Annotated in this window: 7 protein-coding genes and 3 pseudogenes; 9 read left to right on the top strand and 1 reads right to left on the bottom strand. The window is 74.3% G+C overall.

Features of this window, described 5'->3' with window-relative positions; all coding sequences use genetic code 11:
• Window positions 1–450: 450 nt before the first annotated feature.
• Window positions 451–8,862 (top strand): annotated as a pseudogene (locus BLW76_RS30895) (SDR family NAD(P)-dependent oxidoreductase); the annotation flags it as partial.
• 130 nt (window positions 8,863–8,992) lie between these two features.
• Here BLW76_RS30895 and BLW76_RS30890 read toward each other — a convergent pair.
• On the bottom strand, window positions 8,993–9,736 hold the full coding sequence (locus tag BLW76_RS30890; RefSeq protein WP_091314014.1) for a TetR family transcriptional regulator: 744 nt from the start codon (window positions 9,734–9,736) through the stop codon (window positions 8,993–8,995).
• 70 nt (window positions 9,737–9,806) lie between these two features.
• On the opposite strand from BLW76_RS30890, the gene BLW76_RS30885 reads away from it, so the two are divergent.
• The 8 genes and pseudogenes from BLW76_RS30885 (at window position 9,807) to BLW76_RS30855 (ending at window position 24,860) form a co-directional block, all read left to right on the top strand.
• Window positions 9,807–10,211, top strand: coding sequence for a hypothetical protein (locus BLW76_RS30885; RefSeq protein WP_244170394.1), 405 nt, complete (start codon window positions 9,807–9,809; stop codon window positions 10,209–10,211).
• 99 nt (window positions 10,212–10,310) lie between these two features.
• Window positions 10,311–10,544, top strand: coding sequence for a hypothetical protein (locus tag BLW76_RS30880; protein ID WP_091314010.1), 234 nt, complete (start codon window positions 10,311–10,313; stop codon window positions 10,542–10,544).
• A gap of 14 nt (window positions 10,545–10,558) precedes the next feature.
• On the top strand, window positions 10,559–11,317 hold the full coding sequence (locus tag BLW76_RS30875) for an ABC transporter ATP-binding protein (RefSeq protein ID WP_091320074.1): 759 nt from the start codon (window positions 10,559–10,561) through the stop codon (window positions 11,315–11,317).
• Window positions 11,314–13,863 (top strand): ABC transporter permease, encoded by a 2,550-nt coding sequence (locus tag BLW76_RS30870; protein WP_091314009.1) that lies wholly within the window; start codon window positions 11,314–11,316, stop codon window positions 13,861–13,863. The genes BLW76_RS30875 and BLW76_RS30870 overlap by 4 nt, the downstream gene beginning before the upstream one ends.
• A gap of 96 nt (window positions 13,864–13,959) precedes the next feature.
• The gene (locus BLW76_RS30865) at window positions 13,960–14,784 is read left to right on the top strand and encodes a nucleotide disphospho-sugar-binding domain-containing protein (RefSeq protein ID WP_167384783.1); all 825 of its coding nucleotides are present in this window, start codon (window positions 13,960–13,962) and stop codon (window positions 14,782–14,784) included.
• Window positions 14,785–15,060: 276 nt separating this feature from the next.
• Window positions 15,061–20,163 (top strand): annotated as a pseudogene (locus BLW76_RS30860) (type I polyketide synthase); the annotation flags it as partial.
• A pseudogene (locus tag BLW76_RS50930) lies at window positions 20,160–20,207 on the top strand (polyketide synthase docking domain-containing protein); the annotation flags it as partial. The pseudogenes BLW76_RS30860 and BLW76_RS50930, both read left to right, overlap by 4 nt.
• The gene (locus tag BLW76_RS30855; protein ID WP_482746699.1) at window positions 20,190–24,860 is read left to right on the top strand and encodes a type I polyketide synthase; all 4,671 of its coding nucleotides are present in this window, start codon (window positions 20,190–20,192) and stop codon (window positions 24,858–24,860) included. The pseudogene BLW76_RS50930 and the gene BLW76_RS30855, both read left to right, overlap by 18 nt.
• Window positions 24,861–24,864: the final 4 nt, after the last annotated feature.

Raw genomic sequence — 24,864 nt, 5'->3', positions numbered from 1 at the left:
GACCTTGGCGGGGCGGGGAACGCGGAGCGTAGGGGCGGCGCGGGCGGCCCGGCCGATGCGCCCCAATGTGGCGTTCGGTGCGTCTGACGCACCCAATGTGGCGTTCGGTGCTCCATCCATGCCCCCGCCACCGCCCTCAACGGAGGCGCTTCGCGCCGCAGTGTTGATCCAACGCACCCAATGTGGCGTTCGGTGCGTCAGACGCAACCAACGCCACATTGGGGCGCTCGGGGCTCGGGTCTCGGGGCGTTCAAGCCGGCCGATCTTGACGGCCGCCGCGCTTAGGGGCGCGGTTCCGGTGTCCTCCGGGGCCTTTAGGGGTGGGGACGCCCGCGGCGCGCTCGTATCGTCAACCGCATTGCTGTGGGGGCGCCTGATCCCCTTCCGGCGCAGGCGACGTGGAAGGAAAGAGGACTCGTGGGCAACTCCGAAGACAAGCTGGTCGGTGCGCTCCGTGCCTCCCTCAAGGAGAGCGAGCGGCTGCGCGAGAAGAACCGGCGGCTGACCGAGGCGGCGCGGGAACCGATCGCGATCATCGGCATGGCCTGCCGGTTCCCCGGTGGGGCCGGCACCCCGGAGGAGTTCTGGCGGCTGCTGGACGAAGGCGTCGACGCCATCGGCGAGTTCCCCGCCAACCGCGGCTGGGACCTGGACCGGCTCTACGACCCGGCCGGCGAGCGCCCGGGGTCGAGCTACGTCCGGGAAGGCGGGTTCCTGCACGACGCCCTGGACTTCGACGCCGACCTGTTCGGCATCAGCCCGCGCGAGGCCCTGCTCATGGACCCGCAGCAGCGGCTCCTGCTGGAAACCTCCTGGGAGGCCTTCGAACGCGCCGGCATCGCGCCGCACTCGGTGAAGGGCAGCCCGACCGGCGTGTTCGCCGGCACCATGTACCACAACTACCAGGGCAGCTACGGCTCGTCCGGGGTCATCTCCGGCCGGCTCGCCTACACCTTCGGCCTGGAAGGCCCCGCCGTCACCATCGACACGGCGTGCTCGTCGTCGCTGGTCGCGCTGCACATGGCCGTGCAGGCCCTGCGGTCCGGCGAGTGCTCGCTCGCGCTCGCGGGCGGCGTCTCGGTGATGTCGACGCCGCGCACCTTCGTCGAGTTCAGCCTCGACGGCACCCTCGCCCGCAGCGCCCGCTGCCGCGCCTTCGCCGACTCCGCCGACGGCACCGGCTGGTCCGAAGGCTGCGGGATGCTGCTCGTGGAACGGCTTTCCGACGCGCGCCGCCACGGCCACCCCGTGCTCGCGGTCGTCCGCGGTACCGCGATCAACCAGGACGGCGCGTCCAACGGCATGACCGCGCCCAACGGCCCCGCCCAGCAGCGCGTGATCCGCCAGGCGCTCGCCAACGCCCGCGTCAGCCCGGACGAGGTCGACGTCGTCGAGGCACACGGCACCGCGACGAAGCTCGGCGACCCGATCGAGGCCGGTGCGCTGCTCGCGACCTACGGTCAGGGCCGTCCCGAGAACTCCCCGCTCTGGCTGGGTTCGGTGAAGTCCAACGTCGGTCACACGCAGGCCGCGTCGGGCGTCGCCGGCGTGCTGAAGATCGTCCTGGCGCTCAACAACGGCGTGCTGCCGCAGACGCTGCACGTCGACCAGCCGACCCGGCAGGTCGACTGGAGTGCCGGGCAGGTCGAGCTGCTCACCGAGCGGCGGCCGTGGGAGCGCAACGGCCACCCGCGGCGCGGCGCGGTCTCGTGCTTCGGCCTGAGCGGCACCAACGCGCACGTCATCATCGAGGAAGCCCCGGAACCGGACGAAGCCGCCGAGACCCCGCGCGACACCGCCGCGATCCCGTTCGTGCTCTCCGGCCGGACGCCACAGGCGCTGCGGGCGCAGGCCGCGCGGCTGCTCACGGACCTCGACGAGAACCCCGCCCGGCTCCTGGACGTCGCCCGCACGCTGGCCGCCGGCCGCACGCACCTCGACCACCGCGCGGCCGTGGTGGCGAGCGACCGCGCCGAACTCCTGGCCGCGCTGCGCGGGTTCGCCGGCGGCGAGCCGGGCGCGCTGACCGGCGTCGCCCGCGGCGAGACCAACACCGGTTTCCTGTTCTCCGGCCAGGGTTCCCAGCGCCCCGGCATGGGCCGCGAGCTGGCCGCCGCGTACCCGCGGTTCGCCGAGGCGTACGCCGAAGCCTGCGCCGAGCTGGACCAGCACCTCGACCGCCCGATCCGCGAAGTCATCGACACCGACGCCGACGCCCTGGCGCAGACCGGCAACACGCAGGCCGCGTTGTTCGCCTTCGAGGTCGCGCTGTTCCGGCTCGTCGAGTCCTGGGGCCTGACGCCGGACGCGGTGTGCGGCCACTCCATCGGCGAACTCGCCGCCGCGCACTGCGCCGGCGTGCTTTCCCTCGCCGACGCGGCCAAGCTCGTCGCCGCGCGCGGCCGGCTGATGCAGGCCCTGCCCGCCGGCGGCGCGATGGTCGCCGTCGAAGGGACGCCTGAGGAGGTCGCCGCCCACGATCCACAAGGGACGGTCGACGTCGCCGCCGTCAACGGCCCGCGCTCGGTGGTCCTGTCCGGCGCCGAGGCCGCCGTCGCCGCGGTCGGCGACAAGTTCGCCGGAGCCGGACGGCGGACGACGCGGCTGAAGGTCTCGCACGCGTTCCACTCGCGCCTGATGGAGCCGATGCTCGCCGAGTTCCGCGCCGTCGCGAAGACGCTCACCTACGCGCAGCCCGAACTGACCGTGATCTCCAGCGTCACCGGCGCGGAGGTCTCGGCCGAGCTGACCGACCCCGAGTACTGGGTGCGCAACGTGCGGCAGCCGGTGCGGTTCGCCGACGCCGTGCGCGCGCTGGCCGCCGAGGGCGTCAACCGGTTCTTCGAGCTGGGCCCGGACGCGCCGCTGACCGCCGTCGTCCCGCAGTCCACTTCGGACACCGCGGTAGCCGTCGCGGCCCAGCGCCGGGACGTCCCGGAGGACGTCGCGCTCGCCACCGCCCTGGCCGCGCTGCACGTCCGCGGCGTCGTGCCGGACTGGGCCGCGCACTTCGCCGCCCGCGGCGCGAGCCGGGCGGACCTGCCGACCTACGCCTTCCAGCACCAGCGCTACTGGCTGGAGGTGTCGTCGGACTCCGGCGACCTCGCCTCGCTCGGCCTCGACCCGGTCGACCACCCCCTGCTCGGCGCGGCCACGCTGCTGGCCGACGCCGACGGCGTGGTGCTGACCGGCCGGATCTCCGCGGCCACCCACCCATGGCTCACCGACCACGTCGTCGGCGGCGCCATCCTGCTGCCCGGCACGGCGTTCGTCGAGCTGGCCGTCCGTGCGGGCGACGAGGTGGGCTGCGGCCGCGTCCGCGACCTGACCTTGCACGCCCCGCTGGTGCTCCCGGCCCACGGCGCCGCGCGGATCCAGGTGCGGCTCGGCACGCCCGCCGCCGACGGCTCGCGGGCGATCAGCGTCCACTCGCGACCGGACGACCTCGCCGCGACCGGCGGCTGGGCCCGGCACGCCGACGGCACCCTCGAACCCGCCACGGCGGGTCCCGCGTTCGACCTGAGCGCGTGGCCGCCGGCCGGCGCCGAAGCCGTCGACATCGAGGGCATGTACGACCTGCTCGCCGAAGCCGGGATGGCGTACGGCCCGGTCTTCCGGGGCCTGCGCGCGGTCTGGCGGCTCGGCGACGACGTCTTCGCCGAGGTCGCGTTGCCCGAACAGGAGCGCCTCGGCGCCGAAGCGTTCGGCCTGCACCCGGCGGTCTTCGACGCGACGCTGCACGCCATCGGCCTCAGCGGCGCGGCGGGGGAGGGCACGACGCTGCCGTACTCCTGGTCCGGCGTCGAGCTGCTGGCCGCGGGCGCGTCCGCGCTGCGGGTGCAGGTGCACCCGACCGGCGAGCAGACGGTGGAGCTGCGGCTGGCCGACTCGGCAGGCGCCCCGGTCGCCCGGGTCGGCGCGCTGGGGCTGCGCCGGATCAGCGAGGAGCAGCTGGCCGCGGCCCGCGCGGTGCCCGCCGGCACCGACTCGCTCTACCGGATCGACTGGGTCCCGGCGGCGCTCCCCGAAAGCACCGAGGACGTCGCCGTGTACGAGGTTGCCCCGGGAGCGACGGCGGCCGCGGCGAAGAAGGCCGTCCACAGTGCCCTGGCCGAGCTCCAGAACCGCCTGGCGGGACCGGATCGCCTGGTCGTGGTGACCCACGGCGACCTCGCCGGTGCCGCCGTCGCCGGGCTCGTGCGCTCGGCGCAGGTCGAGAACCCGGGCCGGATCGTGCTCGTCGAGGGCAGCGCGACGCCGGAGCAGCTGGCCGCGATCGCCGCCGCCGACGAGTCGGCGGTCCGCGTCGCCGACGGTGAAGTGACCGTGCCCCGGCTCGCCCGGGCGACCCCCGAAGCCGGGACCGCGCCCGAGTGGGGCACGGTCCTCGTCTCGGGTGGCACCGGCGCGCTGGGCAAGCTCGTCGCGAAGCACCTCGCGCGGCAGCACGGCGTCACCGACCTCGTGCTCGTCAGCCGCCGTGGCCCCGACGCCGAGGGCGTGGCCGAGCTGGTCGCCGAACTGGCCGAGCTGGGGGCGTCGGCGACCGTCGTGGCCGCCGACCTCGCGAACCGCGCGAAGGTCCGTGCCCTGCTGAAGAAGCACGCGGTCGACTCGGTCGTCCACGCCGCGGGCGTGCTCGACGACGGCGTCCTCGCCTCGATGACCCCCGAGCGCGTCGACGGCGTCTTCGACCCGAAGGCGCTGGCCGCCTGGCACCTGCACGAGCTGGCCGGCGACCTCACCGCGTTCGTCACGTTCTCCTCGGCCGCCGGCGTGCTCGGCGCGCCCGGCCAGGCGAACTACGCCGCCGCCAACGCCTTCCTGGACGCCCTCACCGCCGTCCGCCACGCCGAGGGCAAGCCCGCGCACTCCCTCGCCTGGGGCATGTGGGAGTCGGCCGCCGGCATGGCGGGGGAGACCCACGGCAAGCGCGGCCTCGGCGCCTTCGGCGTCGACGAGGGCCTGGCGTTGTTCGACACCGCGGTCGCCGCGGCCGGCGAGGTCTACGTCCCGATCAAGCTCGACCTGCCCGCGTGGCGCGACGCCGGCGGCGTCCCGGACCTGCTGCGCGGGCTCGTCCCGGCGGCGCGGCGGACGGTGTCCGGCCGCGAGGCCGGCGCGGACTCGCTGCTGGGCACACTGGTCCGGCTGCCTGCGGGCAAGCGCCTCGACCACCTGCGCGACCTGGTGGTCAAGCACGCGGCCGCGGTGCTCGGCCACGGCTCGGCCGACCTGGTCGACGCCGACCGCGCGTTCAAGGACCTCGGCTTCGACTCGCTCACCGCGGTCGAGCTGCGCAACGCGCTCAACGAGGCCACCGGCCTCAGCCTGACCGCAACCCTGGTCTTCGACCACCCGACCGCGGCGGAGCTGGCCGCCCACCTGCACGAGTCGCTGCTGGGCGACCTCGCCGACACGGGGGAGCCCGAGGAGGTCGTGACCGGTGCCGGGCACGACGAGCCGATTGCGATCGTCGGCATGGCCTGCCGGTTCCCCGGCGGCGCCGACAGCCCCGACGCGCTGTGGCGGCTGGTCGCCGCGGGCGGCGACGGCATCACCGACTTCCCCGGCGACCGGGCCTGGGACATGGCGCACTGGCTGCCCCAGGTCGCGCCGGACGGCGGCACCCCGCAGGGCGGGTTCGTCCCCGACGCCACCGACTTCGACGCCGCTTTCTTCGGCATCAGCCCGAACGAGGCCGTGATGATGGACCCGCAGCAGCGGATGCTGCTCGAGTCCTCGTGGGTCGCGCTCGAGAACGCCGGCGTGGACCCGTTGTCGCTGAAGGGCAGCACCACCGGCGTGTTCGTCGGCGTGATGCAGTCGGACTACGACCCGGGCGACGCGCTCGCCCAGGGCGGCGGGCTCTACCGCGGGTCGGGCGCGCTGAGCAGCGTGGTCTCGGGCCGCGTCGCCTACGCGTTCGGCCTGGAAGGCCCGGCCGTGTCGGTGGACACCGCGTGCTCGTCGTCGCTGGTCGCGCTGCACCAGGCCGCGCAGGCGCTGCGGGGCGGGGACTGCTCGCTGGCGCTGGTCGCCGGCGTGTCCGCGCTCGTCTCGCCGGCGCCGTTCGCGCAGTTCGTGGACGGCGCGGTGGCCCGCGACGGCCGCTGCAAGCCCTACTCCGCCGCGGCCGACGGCTTCGGCTGGGGCGAAGGCGTCGGCGTGCTGGTGATCGAGCGGCTGTCCGACGCGCGCCGCCACGGCCACGAGGTCCTCGCCGTTGTCAAGTCCAGCGCCGTCAACGCCGACGGCGCGTCCAACGGCCTCACCGCACCGAGCGGGCCGGCCCAGGAGCGGCTGATCCGCCGCGCGCTGGCCACCGCCGGGCTCGCGCCGTCCGAAGTGGACGCCGTCGAAGGGCACGGCGCGAGCACCCCGCTGGGCGACCGGATCGAGACCGGCGCGCTGCTGGCCACCTACGGCAAGGACCGGGCGGGCGAGCCGCTGTGGCTCGGCTCGGTGAAGTCCAACATCGGCCACACCCAGGCCGCGGCCGGGGTCGCCGGCGTGATCAAGATGGTGCAGGCGATGCGGCACGGCCTGCTGCCCGCCACGCTGCACGCGGCCGAGCCGACGGCCGACGTCGACTGGTCGGCCGGGACCGTCCGCCTGCTCGACGAGGCCCGGCCGTGGCCCGAGGTCTCGCGTCCGCGTCGCGCGGCCGTGTCGGCGTTCGGGTACAGCGGGACCAACGCGCACGTGATCCTGGAGCAGGCCCCGGCGGTCGACGCCGTCGCGGGCGAACCGGCCGGGGACACCGGTGGCGTGCTGCCGCCGCTGGTCCTTTCGGCCCGGACGGCCGCGGCCCTGCCGGACCAGGCGCGGGCGCTGCTCGCGCGGCTCGGCTCGTCGTCGGACCTGCTCGACGTCGCCCACTCATTGGCCCAGCGGCGGCCACTGTTCGCCCATCGCGCCGCGGTCGTGGGCGCCGACCTCGACGAGATCCGCGCCGCCTTGTCCACATTGGACGTCGTGGGCCGGGCGCGGCCCGGTGGCACGACGGCCTTCCTGCTCCCCGGCGAAGCGACGCAGGGCACCGAGCTGTACACCGCTTTCCCGGCGTTCGCCCGGGAATTCGACCGCGTGGCGGCCGGGTTCGACACCTATCTCGGGCGTTCGCTGCGTGAGGTCGTGTTCGCTGCCGCGGGAACGGCGGCCGCGCAACTGCTCGACCGGACGGAGTTCGCCCAGGCCGCGGCGTTCAGCACCGGCGTCGCGCTGGCCCGGCTGTTCGAAAGCTGGGGCCAGCGGCCGGACGTGCTGGCCGGGATCGCCGCCGGCGAGATCGCCGCCGCGCACCTGGCCGGCGTGCTGTCCCTGGCCGACGCCGTCAAGCTCGTCGCGCACCGCGGCCAGCTGATGGCCGAGGGTCCGCTGGAGGACGACCTGCTCGACGAGCTGGTGGAGATCGCGGCGGAGCTGACCTACGACGAACCGCGGGTTCCCTTCGCGTCTTCCGGTGACTTCCGCGATCCGGCGCACTGGGCGCCCGGCGGGGCGGTCCCGGAGTTCGAGGCGACGCACACCCTGGACCTGGGCGCGCTGCCGACGGTGCGCTGGGTGCTGCTGGCCGCCGCCCGGCTGCACGTGACGGGCGCCGGGCTCGACGTGACGCGGATGTTCGCCGGCCGCGCCGTGAAGACGGTTCCGTTGCCGGGCTACGCGTTCCACCGCGACCGCTACTGGCCCACCGTCGACATGGAGGCCCGCCACGCGATCGGCGACCACGAGCTGCCGGCGCCGCGCACCGAGGCGCCTGTCTCGTTCGAGCGGACCGAAGCGGGCGTGCAGTGGTTCGTGCTGGCCGAGGCGGCCGGGCTGCTGGGGTATCCCGGCCCGGACGCCATCGACCCGGACGCGCACTTCCTCGAGTTCGGCTTCGACTCGCTGACGGCCCTGAAGCTGCGGAACCGGATCGCGGAGGCGACCGGGGTCACCCTGGCGGGGTCGGCGGTGTTCGACCTCGGCACCCCGGCGGCGCTGGCCGCGCACCTGCTGGAGCTGCTGGCCGGCGCCCCCGCGGCGACGGGCGGCGACCCGGTGAAGGAGCTGTTCGTCGAGGCCGTCCGCGGCGGGCAGGTCGAGAACGGCATCGCGCTGCTGGGCGCCGCGGCGAACCTGCGGCCGAAGTTCACCGGCGTCGCCGGCCTCGGCTCGGTGCCCCGCCCGGTGACGCTCGCCGACGGCCCGGACGGCCCGCGGCTGCTGGCCGTCCCATCGCCGGCGGCGCTGGGCGGGGAGTACCAGTACGCGAAACTGGCGGCCCGCTTCCGCGGCCGCCGCGGGGTGGCCGCGCTGCCGACACCGGGCTTCCGCACGGGCGAGCCGGTGCCGGCCGACGTCGACGCGCTGCTCGAGGTGCTGGAGGAGAGCGCCCGGCTCGGAGCGGGCGACCAGCCGTTCGCGCTGCTGGGGTATTCGTCCGGCGGGGTACTGGCGTACGCACTGGCGGCCCGGCTGGAGAAGGCCGGCTCCGCCCCGGCGGCGGTGGTCCTGCTCGACACCTACGAGATGGACGCGGCGGGCGAGCCGACGGCGGACACGGTGGCGGACATGGCGGCCGGCATGATCGAGCGCGAGGAGCAGTTCGGCCCCTTCGACCGCGACAAGCTGACGGCGATGGCCCGCTACCTGGACCTGCTGGAGTCGGCGGTGCTGGGCGAGGTGGCGGCCCCCACGGTGCTCGTCCGCCCGGAAAGCCACTTCGGCGATGCTCCGGCCGACGACTCCTGGCGCTCGACGTGGAGCCGCGCGGACACGGAGGTGACGGTGCCGGGCGACCACTTCAGCCTGGTGGACACCGACGCCGAGACGACGGCGAAAGCCGTGGACACCTGGCTGGGTTCGCTCGGCTGACAGACCAGGGCGGCGCCCCTCCTCCCCCGGGGCGCCGCCCCGCCCTTCCCACGCGAAATGCCATGAAAGGGTCGTTCATGTCACCAGACGACATGAAAGGGTCGTTCATGTCGTTTCCGGAGGGGACCGCTCAGGCCGGCGAGGCGGTGAGCAGGCCCGCGATGCCGTCGAGTACCCGGTCCAGTCCGAAGTCCACCGAACCACCCCCCGGGTACTCGCCCCGGGCGGCGAGCTCGGCCAGTTGCGGATACCCGCCCTCGGCCAGCAACGGGCGCAGGAATGCGCGCACGTCCCGGGCTCGCGCCGGCGAGTCCGCCGAGTCCGGATCGGCGCGGGCCCGCAGCCGGTCGGCCGTCGCTCGTGCGAAGTCGCCCAGTAGCAGCGCCGAGCCGAATGCGTCCACATCGGACATGCCGGCCTCGGCCAGTACGGCCAGCAGCTGCTCGATCCACCGTAGGCGGTTCGGTGTCACCGCGCTGCCGCGCGAGCCCAAATCCAGCAGCCACGGCCGGCCGCGATACCGGTCCAGTGCCGCGTACACCCACTCCCGCGCCGCGCCGCGCCAATCCGCATCCGGGGTCAGCGGGCTCGGTGGCCCGAAGCCCGCGTCGCCCAGGAGGACCAGCAGTTCTTCCTTCGACCCGACGTACCGGTACAGCGCGTTGGTGGACAGGCCGACCGAGGCGGCGATGTTGGGCAGCGACGCCGCCGCCAGCCCGTCGGCGTCGGCGAGCTCGACGGCGGCCGTGACGATCCGGTCCAGGCTGTGCGACGGCTTGGGGCCACGGCGGGGCCGCAGCGGCGCGGCACCCCACGCCGGGGCCAGCCCGGGCGGCAGGTCCGGACGGTCGTCCGGCTCGGGTTCGGTCGGCATCTATCGCTCCGCGGTCCGTTTCAGTAAACTGTGCAAGTCTTACACTAATCGGAGCTGGGGGCGAGTGCTTGTGAGCGAGAGCAGCCGGTTCGGGCTGGGCCGGGTCACCGAGCTGGACCGGAAGCTGGCGGCCACCGAGATCGAACACGGCCGGTCGACCGGTGCCTACGACGGCGGGGAGGCCGCCCGGCGGCTCGCCCGCGTCCGGCTGGCCACCACCCAGGCCGCGCTGCGGGCCGCGGTCGCGGGGGCCGGCCCGGCCGCGCCGCCCGCCCTCGAGGCGGCCCCGCGGATCGCCGGCACGCTGTGGGCTTTCGTCAGCGTCGCCAACTTCGTCGTCTGGCTGCTCATCGGGCTCATCGGCGGCCAGTGGGACCCGTCGTGGCTGGTCTGGGTGGTGCTCGGCGGCGGCGTCCTGGCGGTGGGCGTGTGGGGCGTGCGGGACTGGGACCGCCGGATGCGCGTCATCCCCTGAACCGGGGCCGCCTTCCCCGTTCGGCGGTACTGCGCTAAACTGTGTAAGCCTTACACGATTAATCCGACCGTGCGGCCGGACGTCGACAGGGGGAGATGGATGCCCGAAAGCACAGAAGGAACCCGGTCCACCGGCGGTCTGGCCCGCCGCGTCGTCACCATCGTGTGGGCGGTCGTCGGCGGCATCCAGTTCGTGATCTGGCTGCTCATGAGCCTGATCAGCATGTCGTTCAAGGCGCCGTTCTGGCTGTGGACGATCGTCGGCGGCGGGATCGTCCTGGCCGTGTGGTGGTACCTCGACCCGGCGCGCCGCGCCCGGGAAGGATCGGAGTGAACGACGTGCCCACGATGACTTCCGTCGAGTCGCCGGTCCAGCTGGACGCGGTGCACAAGACCTACGGTTCCGGCGAAAGCGCCGTCGAAGCGCTGGCCGGGGTCACCGTCAACTTCCCGGCCGGCACCTTCACCGCCGTGATGGGCCCGTCGGGGTCCGGCAAGAGCACGCTGCTGCACTGCGCGGCGGGCCTCGACAAGCCGAGCTCCGGCCGCGTGACGCTCGTCGGCACCGACCTCAAGGGCAAGAGCGAGACGAAGCTGACCGAACTGCGCCGTCAGCACGTCGCGTTCATCTTCCAGTCCTTCAACCTGATGCCGGCGCTGAACGTCGAGCAGAACGTCACCCTGCCGACGCTGCTGGCCGGCCGCGAGCCGGACCGGAAGTGGGTCGACGAGGTGATCGCGCGCGTCGGGCTCACCCAGCGCGTCAAGCACCGCCCGGGCGAGCTGTCCGGCGGCCAGCAGCAGCGCGTCGCGATCGCCCGCGCGCTCGCCGGCCGTCCCGCCGTCGTCTTCGCCGACGAGCCGACCGGCGCGCTCGACACGAACACCGCGCTCGAGGTGCTCAACCTGATGCGCGAGCTGGTCAGCGCGGGCCAGACCATCGTGATGGTCACCCACGACCCGGTCGCCGCGTCCTTCGCGGACAACGTGCTCTTCCTCGTCGACGGCCAGATCGTCACGCAGATGGCGACGCCCAGCGTCGAGGCCGTCGCGGCGACCTTGGCGCAGCTGGGCGAGCGGGCCAAGCAGGCACGGGGGCAGCGGTGAGTTCGCGGCGGGTGGTGCTCAACCTGGCGCTGGCGAGCCTGCGCTACCGCGCGGCCGCGTCGCTCGCGTCGTTCGTCGCGATCCTGATCGGCTGCGGCCTGCTCATCGCCTGCGCCGGGCTGTTCGAGACGGCGATCGTGCTGCAGGCGCAGCCGCAGCGGCTCGCCGCGACGCCGGTCGTGGTCGGCGGTTCGTCGGCGTTCAAGCTGCCGGACGAAGAGTCCGAGGAGGTGCCCTACGCCGAGCGCGCGGGGCTCGCCGCGGACCAGCTCGTCAAGATCGGTGCGGTGCAAGGCGTCCAGCGCGTCGTCCCGGACGTCTCGTTCCCGGCGGTGCTGCTGAAGGACGGCGCGCCCGCGGGCACGTCCGTCCTTTCCGGACACGGCTGGGACTCCGCCGCGCTCGGCGGGTACGTCCTGCGCGACGGCACCCAGCCGCAGGCGCCGGGCCAGGTCGTCGTCGACTCGGCCACCGCGGAGGCGGCCGGGCTCAAGGCCGGCTCGCCCGTCGACCTCGCGATCGACGGCCGGAAGCTGACCCTCACCGTCGCGGGCGTCGCCGAACCGGCCCAGCCCGTCACGGCGCCGGCGTTCTTCTTCTCCGCGCCGGACGCGCAGCAGTTCTCGCCGCACCAGGGCCGCGCCGACCTGGCCGGGGTGTTCCCGGCCGAGGGCGTGGACGCGGGTGAGCTCGCCGCGCGCATCGCGGAGCAGGTGCCCGGCGTCAGCGTGCTGACCGGCGACGACCGCGGCTCGGCCGAGTTCCTCGGCGTCGACGGCAGCCGGCTCCCGCTGATCCTGCTGGCCGCGGTGTTCGGCGGCATGGTGCTGGTGGTCATGGCGCTGGTCGTCTCCGCGACGATCAGCCTCACCGTGCGCCAGCGCCAGCAGGAACTCGCGCTGCTGCGGGCCACCGGGGCGACGCCGAAGCAGGTGCACCGGATGGTCGTCGCCGAGACCATGGCCGTCGGCGTCGTCGCCGCGCTCTGCGGCGTGGTCGTGGGCAGCCTGCTCGGCAACCAGATCTTCGCCACGAGCATGTCGATCGGGATCGTGCCGGACGAGCTGGTGTTCCGGCAGGACATCATCGCGTTCGGCGCGGGCGTCGTCGCCACGCTCGTGATCGTCTACGCCGCCGCGTGGTTCGCTGCGCTGGCCGCGTCGCGGTCCCGGCCGATCCAGGCGCTGGCCGAGGCGTCGATCCCGAGCGCCAAGGTGAACCCGTTGCGGCGCATGGGTGCCGTGGTCTTCGGGATCGCGACGGTGCTGCTCGCCGGCACCACGCTGTTCATGCCTGCCGACACCGCCAGCGCGATCGGCGGTCCGGCGGTGCTCACCGGCGCCATCGCGGTGGCCTTGCTGGGCCCGGAGATCATGGCCTACGTCGCCGACCGTTTCGGCCCGTTCGTCCGCCGGGTCGCCGGCCGCGACGCCACGCTCGCGGTGATCAACTCGCGGGCGCGGGCGGTGGGCTTCGCCGCGGTGCTCACGCCGATCACCCTGGCCACGGCCGTCGCGCTCGGCAACGTGTACTCGGAGACGACGGCGCAGAAGGCGCAGATCGCCGCCTACGCCGACCAGCTGAAGGCCGACGCCGTGATCAGCACCGCGGCCGGCGGGATCGCGCCGGAGGCACTGGCGCAGATCCGCAGCACGCCGGGGGTCGCGACCGCGTCGCCGCTGGTGACCAGCGCCGGCTGGATCGAGCAGCCCTACGACGGCAACGGCAGCGACCCGCTGCGCCTGCTCGGCGTCGCCGCCGAGGACCAGGGCGGCACCGTGCTCGCCACCGAAGTCACGCAGGGGTCGCTGAAGAACCTCACCGGCGACTCGGTCGCGCTGCCGGAGGCCGTCGCGGACGACCTCGAGCTCAAGGTCGGCGACAAGATCACCATGCGGCTCGGCGACGGGGCGCAGGCGCAGGTCACCGTCGTCGCGCTGCTCGACAGCCCGTCGAGCTACGCGAGCATGGTCCTGCCGGTCGACCTCCTCACCGCCCACACCACGAGCGGCATGGCGGCCCAGGTGCTGGTCAAGGCGGCCGACGGCAGCGACGTCGTGTCCGCGTTGAGCGACCGGCTGAAGGACTGGCCGGGCATCGCGGTCGGCGGCGACGACGCGCTGCTGGAGAGCTTCCAGGCCGGCGCGGACGTCGAGGCGATGATCAACTACCTCCTGGCGGTGCTGGCGATCGCGTACGCGGCGATCGCGGCGGTGAACACCCTCGCCGTCGCCGTCCTGGCCCGGCGCCGGGAGTTCGGCGCGCAGCGGCTCGCGGGCGCGGACCGCGGGCAGGTGCGCCGGATGCTGTTCATCGAAGGCGGCATCGTGGCGGTGGCCGGGCTCGTGCTCGGGATCGTGATTTCGTTGTTCACGGTGCTGCCGATGGCGATCAGCACCGGCCAGATCATCCCGTCCGGGCCGATCTGGGTGTTCCTCGCGGTCGTGCTCGCGGTGTTCCTGATCATCTGGCCGGTGACGTCGCTGTCCGCGCGGCTGGCGATGCGCAAGAGCCCGATCGAAGCGGTGACGCTGCCGGGGCAGTGAATGGTTTAGGGGTTCGCGGGCCGGCCCGGCGTGGATAGTGTCGAATTCGACTGTCCGCACCGGGCCGGCCCGGTTTCCTTTTCTGGAGTGGATCCCATGCGCGTACTCCTGGCCGCCTCGTCGTCGCCCGCGCGGCTGCACAACCTGGTCCCGCTGGCGTGGGCGCTGCGGGCCGCCGGCCACGACGTGAAGATCGCCGGCGAGCCGTCGTTCGTCGACGAGATCCTCACGACCGGTTGCGTCGCGGTCGACCTCGACCCGGCGGAGTTCGCCGCACTGTGGCGGCCCGCCGTGGTGGTGTCCGACGCGGCGGTCTCGGCGGAGGCCGGGACGGTCCGGCTGCGGGGTCCGCTGGACGAGCCCGGTCCGGGCTTCGACACGGTGCCGCCGTCGCTGCGGGATCCCGCCGCCGCCGGGGCCCGCCCGATCCGGCACGTGCCGTACTTCGGGCCGGTCGAGGTGCCGGGTTGGTTGCGCCGCAAGGCAAGGCGCAGCCGGGTACTGCTGTCGCTCACGGACGCGACGCAGGCCGGGCCGGTGTTCGACGCGGTCGCGGGCCTGGACGCGGAGGTCGTGTGGGCGACGGACCCGGCGAGCATCCCGTCGGGGGTGCCGATGCCGCCGAACGTGCGCCTGGTCGACGCGGCGCCGCCGGCGGCGGTCCTGCCGACGTGCACGGCGGTCATCCACGACGGCGACGCCTCGCTCGCCTTGGCCGCAGCGGCCCACGGACTGCCGCAGTTGTCGTTGACGGAGACACCGATCGCCACGCGCATCGCGGCGGCCGGTGCGGGACACGTGGGCTCGGCCTCGGCGGTCACCGAGCTGGCCTCGCTGCGCGGCGCGGCGGAGGCGCTGCGGGAGGAAATCGCGGCCCTGCCGGCCCCGCGCGACGTGGTGGCGGAGCTGACCCGCGCGTAAGCGGTCTGCCGCGGCTGTCGTGAGTGGGAAAGCGCGTTGGAACGCGCGTTTCCACTCACGACCGGGTGCGCGCGGGGGCCGGGCCGGCAAGTGTGGGGCCGCGCCCGCCCCGTTAGGGGTGGGTTGGCCGAAAGTCTCTCGGTAGCGTTTTCGGCGTGGCACCTTCCACCCTTTTCGCGGTTAGGTGGTCGATTACGTGAGTACCGTTTTTCCTGCCATTTCCCGGCTGTACGCCGGAACGGGGGTAATGGCGTGAGCGCCGAAAACGAGCGGAAGCTGCTCGACTACCTCAAGCGCGCCACCGCCGACCTGCGCGAGGCCAAGGGTGCCCTGCAGGAGGTCCGGCGGCGCGACTCCGAGCCGATCGCGATCGTCGGCATGGACTGCCGCTATCCCGGCGGTGTCGAGAGCCCCGAGGACCTCTGGGAGCTCGTCGCTTCCGGGACCGACGGCGTCGGCGCGTTCCCCGCCGACCGCGGCTGGCCGCTCGACCGGCTCTACGACCCGGCGGGGGAGCGGTCCGGCACCACCAACACCCGCGAAGGCGGCTTCCTGTACGACGCCGCCGAGTTCGACCCGGAGTTCTTCGGGATCTCGCCCCGCGAAGCCCTCACCATGGACGCCCAGCAGCGCCTGCTGCTGCAGACCTCCTGGACCGCGCTGGAGCGCGCCGGCATCGTGCCCGAGACCCTGCGCGGCAGCAGCACCGGCGTCTTCGCCGGCGTCATGTACCACGACTACTTCGGCCACGCGGCCGCCGGCAGCGTCGTCTCCGGCCGGGTCGCCTACGCGCTCGGGCTGGAAGGCCCGGCCGTCAGCGTCGACACCGCGTGCTCGTCCTCCCTCGTCGCCCTGCACTGGGCCGCGCAGGCGCTGCGCCGCGGCGACTGCTCGCTGGCCCTCGTCGGCGGCGTCACGGTCATGGCCACGCCCGAGACCTTCGTCTACTTCACCGAGCAGCGCGGCCTGTCCGACGACGGCCGCTGCAAGGCCTTCGCCGCCGGTGCCGACGGCACGGGCTGGGGCGAAGGCGTCGGCGTCCTCGTCGTCGAGCGGCTGTCGGACGCCCAGCGGCTCGGCCACGACGTCCTCGCCGTCGTCCGCGGCAGCGCGGTCAACTCCGACGGCGCCTCCAGCGGCCTGACCGTCCCCAACGGACCGGCGCAGCAACGCGTGATCCGCCAGGCCCTCGCCACCGCCGGTCTGTCCACTTCGGACGTCGATCTCGTCGAAGGCCACGGCACCGGCACGAAGCTCGGCGACCCCATCGAGGCGCAGGCCCTGCTGGCCACCTACGGCCAGGACCGCGCCGAGCAGCCGCTGTGGCTCGGCTCCCTCAAGTCCAACATCGGCCACACCCAGGCGGCCGCGGGCGTCGGCGGCGTGATCAAGGTCGTCCAGGCCATCCGGCACGGCGTGCTGCCGAAGACCCTGCACGTCGACGCGCCGTCGCCGCACGTCGACTGGTCGGCCGGTGCCGTCGAGCTGCTCACCGAGGCCCGCGACTGGCCCGAAGCCGGCCGGCCCCGCCGCGGCGCGGTGTCGTCGTTCGGCATCAGCGGCACCAACGCCCACGTGATCATCGAGCAGGCCGAACCCGCCGAAGCAGCGCCCGCCACCGACGTTCCGGTGGTCGCCTGGCCGGTCTCGGCGGACTCCGTGGACGCCGTCGCCGCGCAGGCGCGGCGGCTCGTGGACCACCCCGGCGACCTCGCGGACATCGGGTTCTCGCTGGCCACCACCCGCTCGGCGCTCGACCACCGGGCCGTCGTCGTGGGCGCCGACGCCGCCGAGCTGCGCGCCGGGCTGACCGCCCTCGCGAACGGCGAAGCCGCGCCGAACGTCGTCCGCGGCCGCCGCGGCACCGGCCGGACGGCCTTCCTCTTCACCGGCCAGGGTGCCCAGCGCGCCGGGATGGGCCGCGCGCTGGCGAAGTACCCGGTGTTCGCCGAAGCCCTCGACGCCGCGTGCACCCGCCTCGGCCTCGACCGGGCTGCCCTGGACGACGCCGAAGCCCTCGCGCAGACCGGGACCACCCAGCCCGCGCTGTTCGCCTTCGAGGTCGCGCTGTACCGGCTCCTCGAGTCGTGGGGCCTGCGGCCCGGCCACCTGCTCGGCCACTCGATCGGCGAGCTGGCCGCGGCGCACGTCGCCGGCGTCCTCTCGCTCGACGACGCCTGCACGCTCGTCGCCGCCCGCGCCCGGCTCATGCAGGCGCTGCCCGCGGGCGGGGCGATGGTCGCCATCCCGGCCGGCGAGGCCGAGGTGACCCCGCTGCTGACCGACGGCGTGAGCGTCGCCGCGATCAACGGGCCGGCGTCGCTGGTCGTCTCGGGCACCGAAGACGCCGTGGCCGCCGTGGCCGCGCACTTCGAGCGCGCCAAGAAGCTGCGCGTCTCGCACGCCTTCCACTCGCCGCTGATGGAGCCGATGCTGGCCGAGTTCGCGGCCGTGGCGGCGAAACTCAGCTACGCCAAGCCCGAGATCCCGATCGCCTCGACCGTGTCCGCCGGTGCCGACCTGGCTTCGCCGGAGTACTGGGTGGAGCAGGTCCGCGCGACCGTCCGGTTCGACGACGCCGTCCGCGCCCTCGCCGAAGACGGCGTCCGGACGTTCGTCGAAATCGGCCCCGCCGCGGTCCTGACCGCCGCCGGGAGCACCGCGCTGGACGACGACACCCGGGTGTTCGTCCCGGCCGTGCGCCCGGACCGCGACGAGGCCCAGTCCGTCGTCACGGCGGTCGCCGCCCTGCACACCCGCGGGATTCCGGTGGACTGGCACGCTTTCTACGCCGGAGCGCGCCGCGTCGAGGTGCCGACCTACGCGTTCCGCCGCACCCGCTACTGGCTGGCCGCCCCGACCGCGACCGGCGACGCCGGCGACCACGGCCAGCAGGTCGCCGGCCACCCGATGCTCAGCGCCGTCGTCCGCGTGCCGGAGACCGACACGATCGTCCTCACCGGCCGCCTCTCGACGGACACCGTGCCGTGGCTGGCCGACCACGTCGTGCTCGGCACGGTCCTCGTTCCCGGCACGGCGTTCGTCGAGCTGGCCCGCGCCGCGGCCGACGAGATCGGCTACGCCGGGCTCGACGAGCTGACCCTGCACGCCCCGCTCGCCCTGACGACGGGCGCGGCAGTCCAGGTCACCCTCGAAGCCGAAGAGGACGGCCGCCGCCGGCTGACCGTCCACTCCCGGCCCGACTGCGACGACGCCTGGACCCGGCACGCCGAAGGGTTCGTCACGGCCGAGGCGGCCGCGCCGGCGTTCGACCTCACCGCGTGGCCGCCCGCCGGAGCCACCGAGGTCCCCCTCGAAGACCCGTACGCGCAGCTGGCAGACCTGGGCTACGACTACGGCCCGGCCTTCCAGGGCCTGCGGGCGATGTGGCGGCACGGCGACGACGTCTACGCCGACGTCGAGCTCTCGGAAGACGCCCGCGACTACGGCCTGCACCCGGCGCTGTTCGACGCCGCCATGCACGCCCAGCTGCTCGGCCCCGCGCCCGAGGACGGTGCCGCGAAGCCGATGCTGCCGTTCGCGTTCAGCGGCACGACCTGGCACGCCGCCGGGACCGCCGCGGTCCGCGTCCACGTGTCGCCGACCGGCCCGGACACCATCACCCTGCGGATCGCCGACACCACCGGCCTTCCGGTGTTGACGGTCGGCTCCCTGGCCGCACGGCCGATCTCCCTCGACAAGCCGGCCCCGAGTTCGCTGTTCCGCATCGCCTGGGAACCCGCTGCCGACGGGGCGGAAACGAAAGCCACCGTCCTGGAAGTGTCCGATGTGGACGGTACGGTGCCCGAACGGGCCCGCGCGGCCACGCGCCAGGTGCTCGACGCCATCCGGAACACCGAAGACCGCTTGGCCGTCGTCACGCACGGCGCGGTGTCGGTGCACGGTGAAGACGTCGACCCGGCCCTCGCGACGGTCTGGGGTCTGGTCCGCGCGGCCGAAGCCGAGAACCCGGGCCGGTTCGTGCTCGTTGACGGCGACGTCGAAACCGCGCTGGCGACCGGCGAGCCCGAGGTGGCCGTCCGCGAGGGGACGGCCTACGTCCCCAGGCTGGTCGCGGCGGCACCGTCCGGCGCGCTGGGCTGGAACGCGGGTGGCACGGTCCTGATCACCGGCGGCACGGGCGGCCTCGGCGCCGTCGTCGCGAGGCACCTGGTGACGAACCACGGCGTCCGGCACCTGCTGCTCTCCAGCCGCCGCGGTGCCGACGCCCCCGGGGCCGCGGACCTGCGCGACGAGCTGACGCGCCTCGGCGCCGAGGTCACCATCGCGAGCTGCGACGTCACCGACCGCGCGTCGGTGGCCGAGCTGGTCGAGGGCGTCCCGCTGACCGCCGTGGTGCACGCCGCCGGTGTCCCGTCCGCGGGCCGTGTCGAGAACCTCACCGACGACGAACTCGACCGTGTCTTCGCCCCGAAGGTCGACGGCGCCTGGCACCTGCACGAGCTGACCGAGAACCTCGACGCCTTCGTCCTGTTCTCCTCCGCCGCGAGCACGGTACTGGCCGCCGGCCAGGCCGGGTATGCCGCGGCCAACGCCTTCCTCGACGAACTGGCCCGGCACCGCCACGCCCAGGGCCTTCCGGCGACCTCCCTCGACTGGGGCGCCTGGGCCGACGACGGCGGCATGGCCGGCGAGCTGACCGAGGCCGACTTCCGCCGCCTGCGCCGCCTCGGCACCCCGCCGATGGCAACCGCCGACGCCCTCGCGCTGTTCGACGCGTGCCTCGTCGCCGACGACGCCGTCCTGGCGCCGGTGAAGCTGGACCTGGCGGCCCTGCGGTCCCGCGCGGACTCGCTCCCGCCGGTCCTGCGCGGCATGGTCCGCCCAGCACCCCGCCGCGCCGCCGCGAAGACCGACGGCGCGGTCGCCGCCCGCCTGGCCGCCCTGCCGGAGTCCGAGCGCGAGGCGTACCTCCTCGAGGTCGTGTCCGGGCAGGTCAAGGCGGTGCTGGGGCTCGGGTTCGTCGAGCCGGAGCGTGCGTTCCAGGAGATGGGCTTCGACTCACTGACGTCGGTGGAGCTGCGCAACCAGCTGGGCGCCCTGACGGGCCTGAAGCTGACGGCGACCATCGTGTTCGACCACCCCACACCGGCCGCGCTGGCCAAGCGGCTCCACGCCCTGCTGGGCCCGGCCCGCGGCGTGGCGGACTCGCTGCTGGCCGAGATCGACCGCCTGGAGACGCTCCTGGCCGGAGCGGGTTCTCTCAACGGCTCGACGGCGAAGGTCACCGCCCGTCTGGACGCCCTGCTGCGCAAGTGGACCGAGGCGAACACGGCCACCACCGAGGCCGCGGACCTGGACGAAGCCACCGACGACGAGCTTTTTGCCGTGCTGGACGAAGAGTTGGGCATCTCATGAGCAACGAGGACAAGCTCCGCGACTACCTGAAGCGCGCGACGGCGGACCTGCAGGCGGCCCGGCGCCGGGTGCAGGAGCTGGAGACCCGCCAGACCGAGCCCATCGCCATCATCGGCATGAGCTGCCGCTACCCCGGCGGTGTCCGGACGCCGGACGACCTGTGGGACCTGGTCGACCAGGGCCGGGACGTCATCGGGGAGTTCCCCGCGGACCGCGGGTGGGACCTCGAGGGCATCTACGACCCCACTCCCGACCGGCCGGGCAAGACCTACACCCGCCACGGCGGCTTCCTCTACGACGCCCCCGGTTTCGACGCCGAGTTCTTCGGCATCAGCCCGCGCGACGCCCGCCGCTCCGACCCGCAGCAGCGGATCCTCCTGGAAGCCTCCTGGGAGGCCTTCGAACGCGCCGGGCTCGACCCGCACTCGCTCAAGGGCAGCCCGACCGGCGTCTACGCCGGCGTCATGTACCACGACTACAGCGGCGGCAGCCCGGACGGCAGCCTGGTCTCCGGCCAGGTTTCCTATACCCTCGGCCTCGAAGGCCCGTCGGTTTCGGTCGACACGGCGTGCTCGTCGTCGCTGGTCGCGCTGCACATGGCCGCCCAGGGCCTCCGTGACGGCGACTGCTCGCTCGCGCTGGCGAGCGGCGTCGCCGTGATGGGCACGCCGGAGATGTTCGTCGACTTCAGCGGGCGCCGCGGGCTGTCGGCCGACGGCCGCAGCAAGTCCTTTTCGGACGACGCCGACGGGACGTCGTGGGCCGAGGGCGTCGGCGTCCTCGTGCTGGAGAAGCTGTCCGACGCGCGCCGCAACGGCCACCGCGTCCTCGCCCTGCTGCGCGGCTCCGCGATCAACCAGGACGGCGCCAGCAACGGCTTCTCCGCCCCGAACGGCCCCTCGCAGGTCCGCGTGATCGAGGCCGCGCTGGCCGACGCCGGGCTGTCACGCTCCGATGTGGACCTCGTCGAGGCGCACGGCACCGGCACCGCCCTCGGCGACCCGATCGAAGCGCAGTCGCTGATGGAGACCTACGGGCAGCGCACCACCGGCGAGCCGCTGCTGCTCGGCTCGATCAAGTCCAACATGGGCCACCCGCAGGCCGCCGCCGGGGTCGCCGGCGTGATCAAGATGGTGCAGGCGCTGCGCCACGGCAAGGCGCCGCGCACCCTGCACGTCGGCACGCCTTCGACGCACGTCGACTGGACGGCCGGTGCGGTCGAGCTGCTCACCGAGGCCCGCGACTGGCCCGAGGTGGGCCGGCCGCGCCGGGCCGCGGTGTCGTCGTTCGGCGTCAGCGGCACCAACGCGCACGTCATCCTGGAGCAGGCACCCGAGAGCGACGCCGTCGCGCCGCCGCTGCCCGCGGTCCACCCGCTGGTGCTGTCGGCCAAGACCCCGGCCGCGCTCGCCGAGGCCGCTGGGCAGCTCGCGTCCCACGTGGACGGCAACCTCGTCGACGTCGCCCACACCCTCGCCACCGGCCGCGCGCGGCTCGACCACCGCGCGGTGGTGCTGTCGGCGGACCCGAAGCAGGCCCTGGAGACGCTGGCCGCGGGCGGCTCGCGCCCCGACGTCGTGACCGGCACCGCCGACGTCCGCGGCAAGACCGTGTTCGTCTTCCCCGGCCAGGGTTCCCAGTGGACCGGCATGGCGACCGAGCTGCTGACCCAGTCGCCGGCGTTCGCCGCCCGGATGGCCGAGTGCGACACCGCGCTGCGCGAGTTCACCGGCTGGTCGGTCATCGACGTCCTGCACGGCGAGCCGGGCACCCCGCCCGCCGACCGGGTCGACGTCGTCCAGCCGATGCTGTGGGCGGTGATGGTGTCGCTGGCCGCGCTGTGGCGCGCGCACGGCGTCGAGCCGGACATGGTGATCGGCCACTCCCAGGGCGAGATCGCCGCCGCGAGCGTCTCGGGCGCACTGTCCCTTCAGGACGGTGCCCGCGTGGTCGCGTTGCGCAGCAAGGCGATCGGGGACGTCCTCGGCGGCCGCGGTGGCGGGATGCTCGCCGCCGGCCTGCCCGCCGCCGAGCTGCTGACCCGCCTCGACGCCTGGGACGGCCGGATCTCCCTGGCCGCCGACAACGGCGCCACCTCGGCCGTGCTGTCCGGCGACGGCGAGGCCCTCGACGAGCTGCGTGACCAGCTCGTCGCCGAGGGCTTCCGCGCCAAGCGCGTCCCGGTGGACTACGCCTCCCACTCCGCGCACGTCGAGCACCTCGCCGACCGCCTGCTCGCCGACCTCGGCCCGATCGAGCCCGGCGCCGGGTCCGTCGCGATGACGTCCACGGTCACCGAGGAGCCCGGCGCCACCATGGACGCGGAGTACTGGTTCACGAACTTGCGCACGACAGTCCGGTTCGCGCCGGTCGTCGCGCAGCTCGCCGAGGCGGGCTACACCCGGTTCGTCGAGGTCAGCCCGCACCCGGTGCTGGCGATGAGCATCCAGGAAACCCTCGACGAAGGGGGACACAGCGGGTCCGTCACCGGCACCCTCCGCCGCGACGAAGGCGGCATGACGCGGTTCGCGACCTCGCTGGCCGAGCACGCGGTCCGCGGCGGCGCGGCGGACTGGGCGTCGCTGGTGCCCGGCGGCCGGATCGCCGACCTGCCGACGTACCCGTTCCAGCACAAGCGCTTCTGGCTCGAAGAGGAAACCGCCACGACGCTGCCCCAGGCCTCGGTCGCCGACCAGGACTTCTGGCAGGACGTCACGAGCGGCGACGTCGACGCGCTGGCCACCCGGCTCGGCGTCGAAGCCGCCCCCCTCGGGGAAATCGTCCCGGCGCTCGCCGCCTGGCACGGCCGCCGCACCGAGCTGTCCACTGTGGAGTCCTGGCGCTACCGCGTGTCCTGGGCGCCGTTGACCGTCACGGGCGGGCTGGCCGGCACCTGGCTGGTCGTCGTCCCGGCCGACGTTCCCGAGGCGGCCGAGCTGGCCGACGCGCTCGCCGGGCAGGGCGATGTCGTCCGGGTGATCGCCGAGCACGGCGAACTGGCCGAGGTGCTCACCGAAGCGACGGCGTTGCGGCCGTTCGACGGCGTGCTGTCCCTGCTGGCCCTCGACACCCGCGAACACCCGGAGCACCCCGCGCTCAGCACTGCGGTCGCCGCCACCATCGCGCTGCTGCAGGCCCTGCGCGACACCGATGCCCCGGTGTGGGTCGTCACCCGTGGCGCGGTCGCGGTCGACGCCTTCGCCGGCGCCGACCCGGCCGCCGCCGCGGTCTGGGGCCTCGGCACGGTCGCCGCGCTCGACCAGCCCGCCACCTGGGGTGGCCTGGTCGACGTCGACGGTCCCGCCGACGCCGCCCGCCTCGCCGCGGTGGTGTCCGGTGTGGATAGTGAGGACCAGGTCGCGATCCGGCCGTCGGGCGTGTTCGCCCGGCGCATGGTCCACGCTCCGCTCACCGGCACCGCCGAGGAGTGGCGGCCGCGCGGGACGGTCCTGGTCACCGGCGGCACCGGCGCGGTCGGCGCGCACGTCGCCCGCTGGCTGGCCGGCCGCGGCGCCGAAAAGATCGTGCTCACCAGCCGCCGCGGGATCGACGCCGAAGGCGCACGGGAGCTGGCCGAAGAGCTGGGCGCCACGGTCGTGGCCTGCGACGTCTCCGACAAGCAGCAGCTCGCGGCGCTGCTGGCCGAGCACCCGCCGACGGCGGTCGTGCACGCGGCCGGCGTGCTCACCGCCGAGTCGCCGCTGACCGACGTCACGCCCGCCGAGTTCGCCGCCGCCACCCGCGCCAAGGTCACCGGTGCCACCCTGCTCGACGAGCTGCTCGGCGACACCGAGCTGGACGCGTTCGTGCTGATGTCCTCCGGGGCCGCGGTGTGGGGCACCTCCGGCCAGCCCGCCTACACCGCGGGCAACGCCTACCTCGACGCGCTCGCCCGCCGCCGCCGCGCGGCCGGCCGGAAAGCCACCGCGATCGCCTGGGGTTCCTGGGGCGGCGGGGGCATGGTCGACGCCGAGGCGAGCGACCTGCTGCGCCGCATGGGCCTGGCCGAGATGGCACCGGAACTCGCCGTCGAAGCGCTGGGCCAGGCGCTCGACCGCGACGAGACCCACCTGGTCGTCGCCGACATCGACTGGGCCGCGTTCGCCCCGGTCTACCAGCTCGCCCGCCCGCGGCCGCTGCTGCGCGGGCTGCCCGAGGTCGCCGAGGACAAGACGGAAACCCCGGCCGACACCGGTGACCTGCAGGCCAAGCTCGCGTCGCTCACCCCGGCCGAACAGAAGCGGACGCTGCTGGAGCTGGTCCGCGGCGAGGTCGCCGTGGTCGCCGGCTACGACGGCGGCTCGGCGGTCGAACCCGCGCGTGCGTTCAAGGAGCTGGGCTTCGACTCGGTCACCGCGGTCGACCTCCGCAACCGGCTCGGCGCGGCCACCGGCCTGAAACTGCCCGCGACCGTCGCGTTCGACCACGTCAACCCGCAGGCGCTGGCCGAGCACCTGTGGAGCCGGCTGGGCGGCGGCGAGACCGCGGTCCCCCTGGAAGCCGAACTCGACCGGCTCGAAGGCATTGCCTCCACTTTGGACGCGGCCGAGATCGACCGGTCCCGGATCGTCGCCCGGCTGCAGGCGATGGTCACCACGCTGCACAAGACCCTGTCCGGCACGAAGAGCACCGAAGTGCTGGAGACCGCGACCACGGATGAGCTGTTCGCCCTCATCGACAACGAGCTCGGCGCCTGAGAGG

The sequence above is a fragment of the Amycolatopsis tolypomycina genome (assembly GCF_900105945.1).
GTDB lineage: Bacteria > Actinomycetota > Actinomycetes > Mycobacteriales > Pseudonocardiaceae > Amycolatopsis > Amycolatopsis tolypomycina.
The sequence above is the reverse complement of the archived record's forward strand: the minus strand, read 5'-3'. Positions and strand labels throughout refer to the sequence as shown.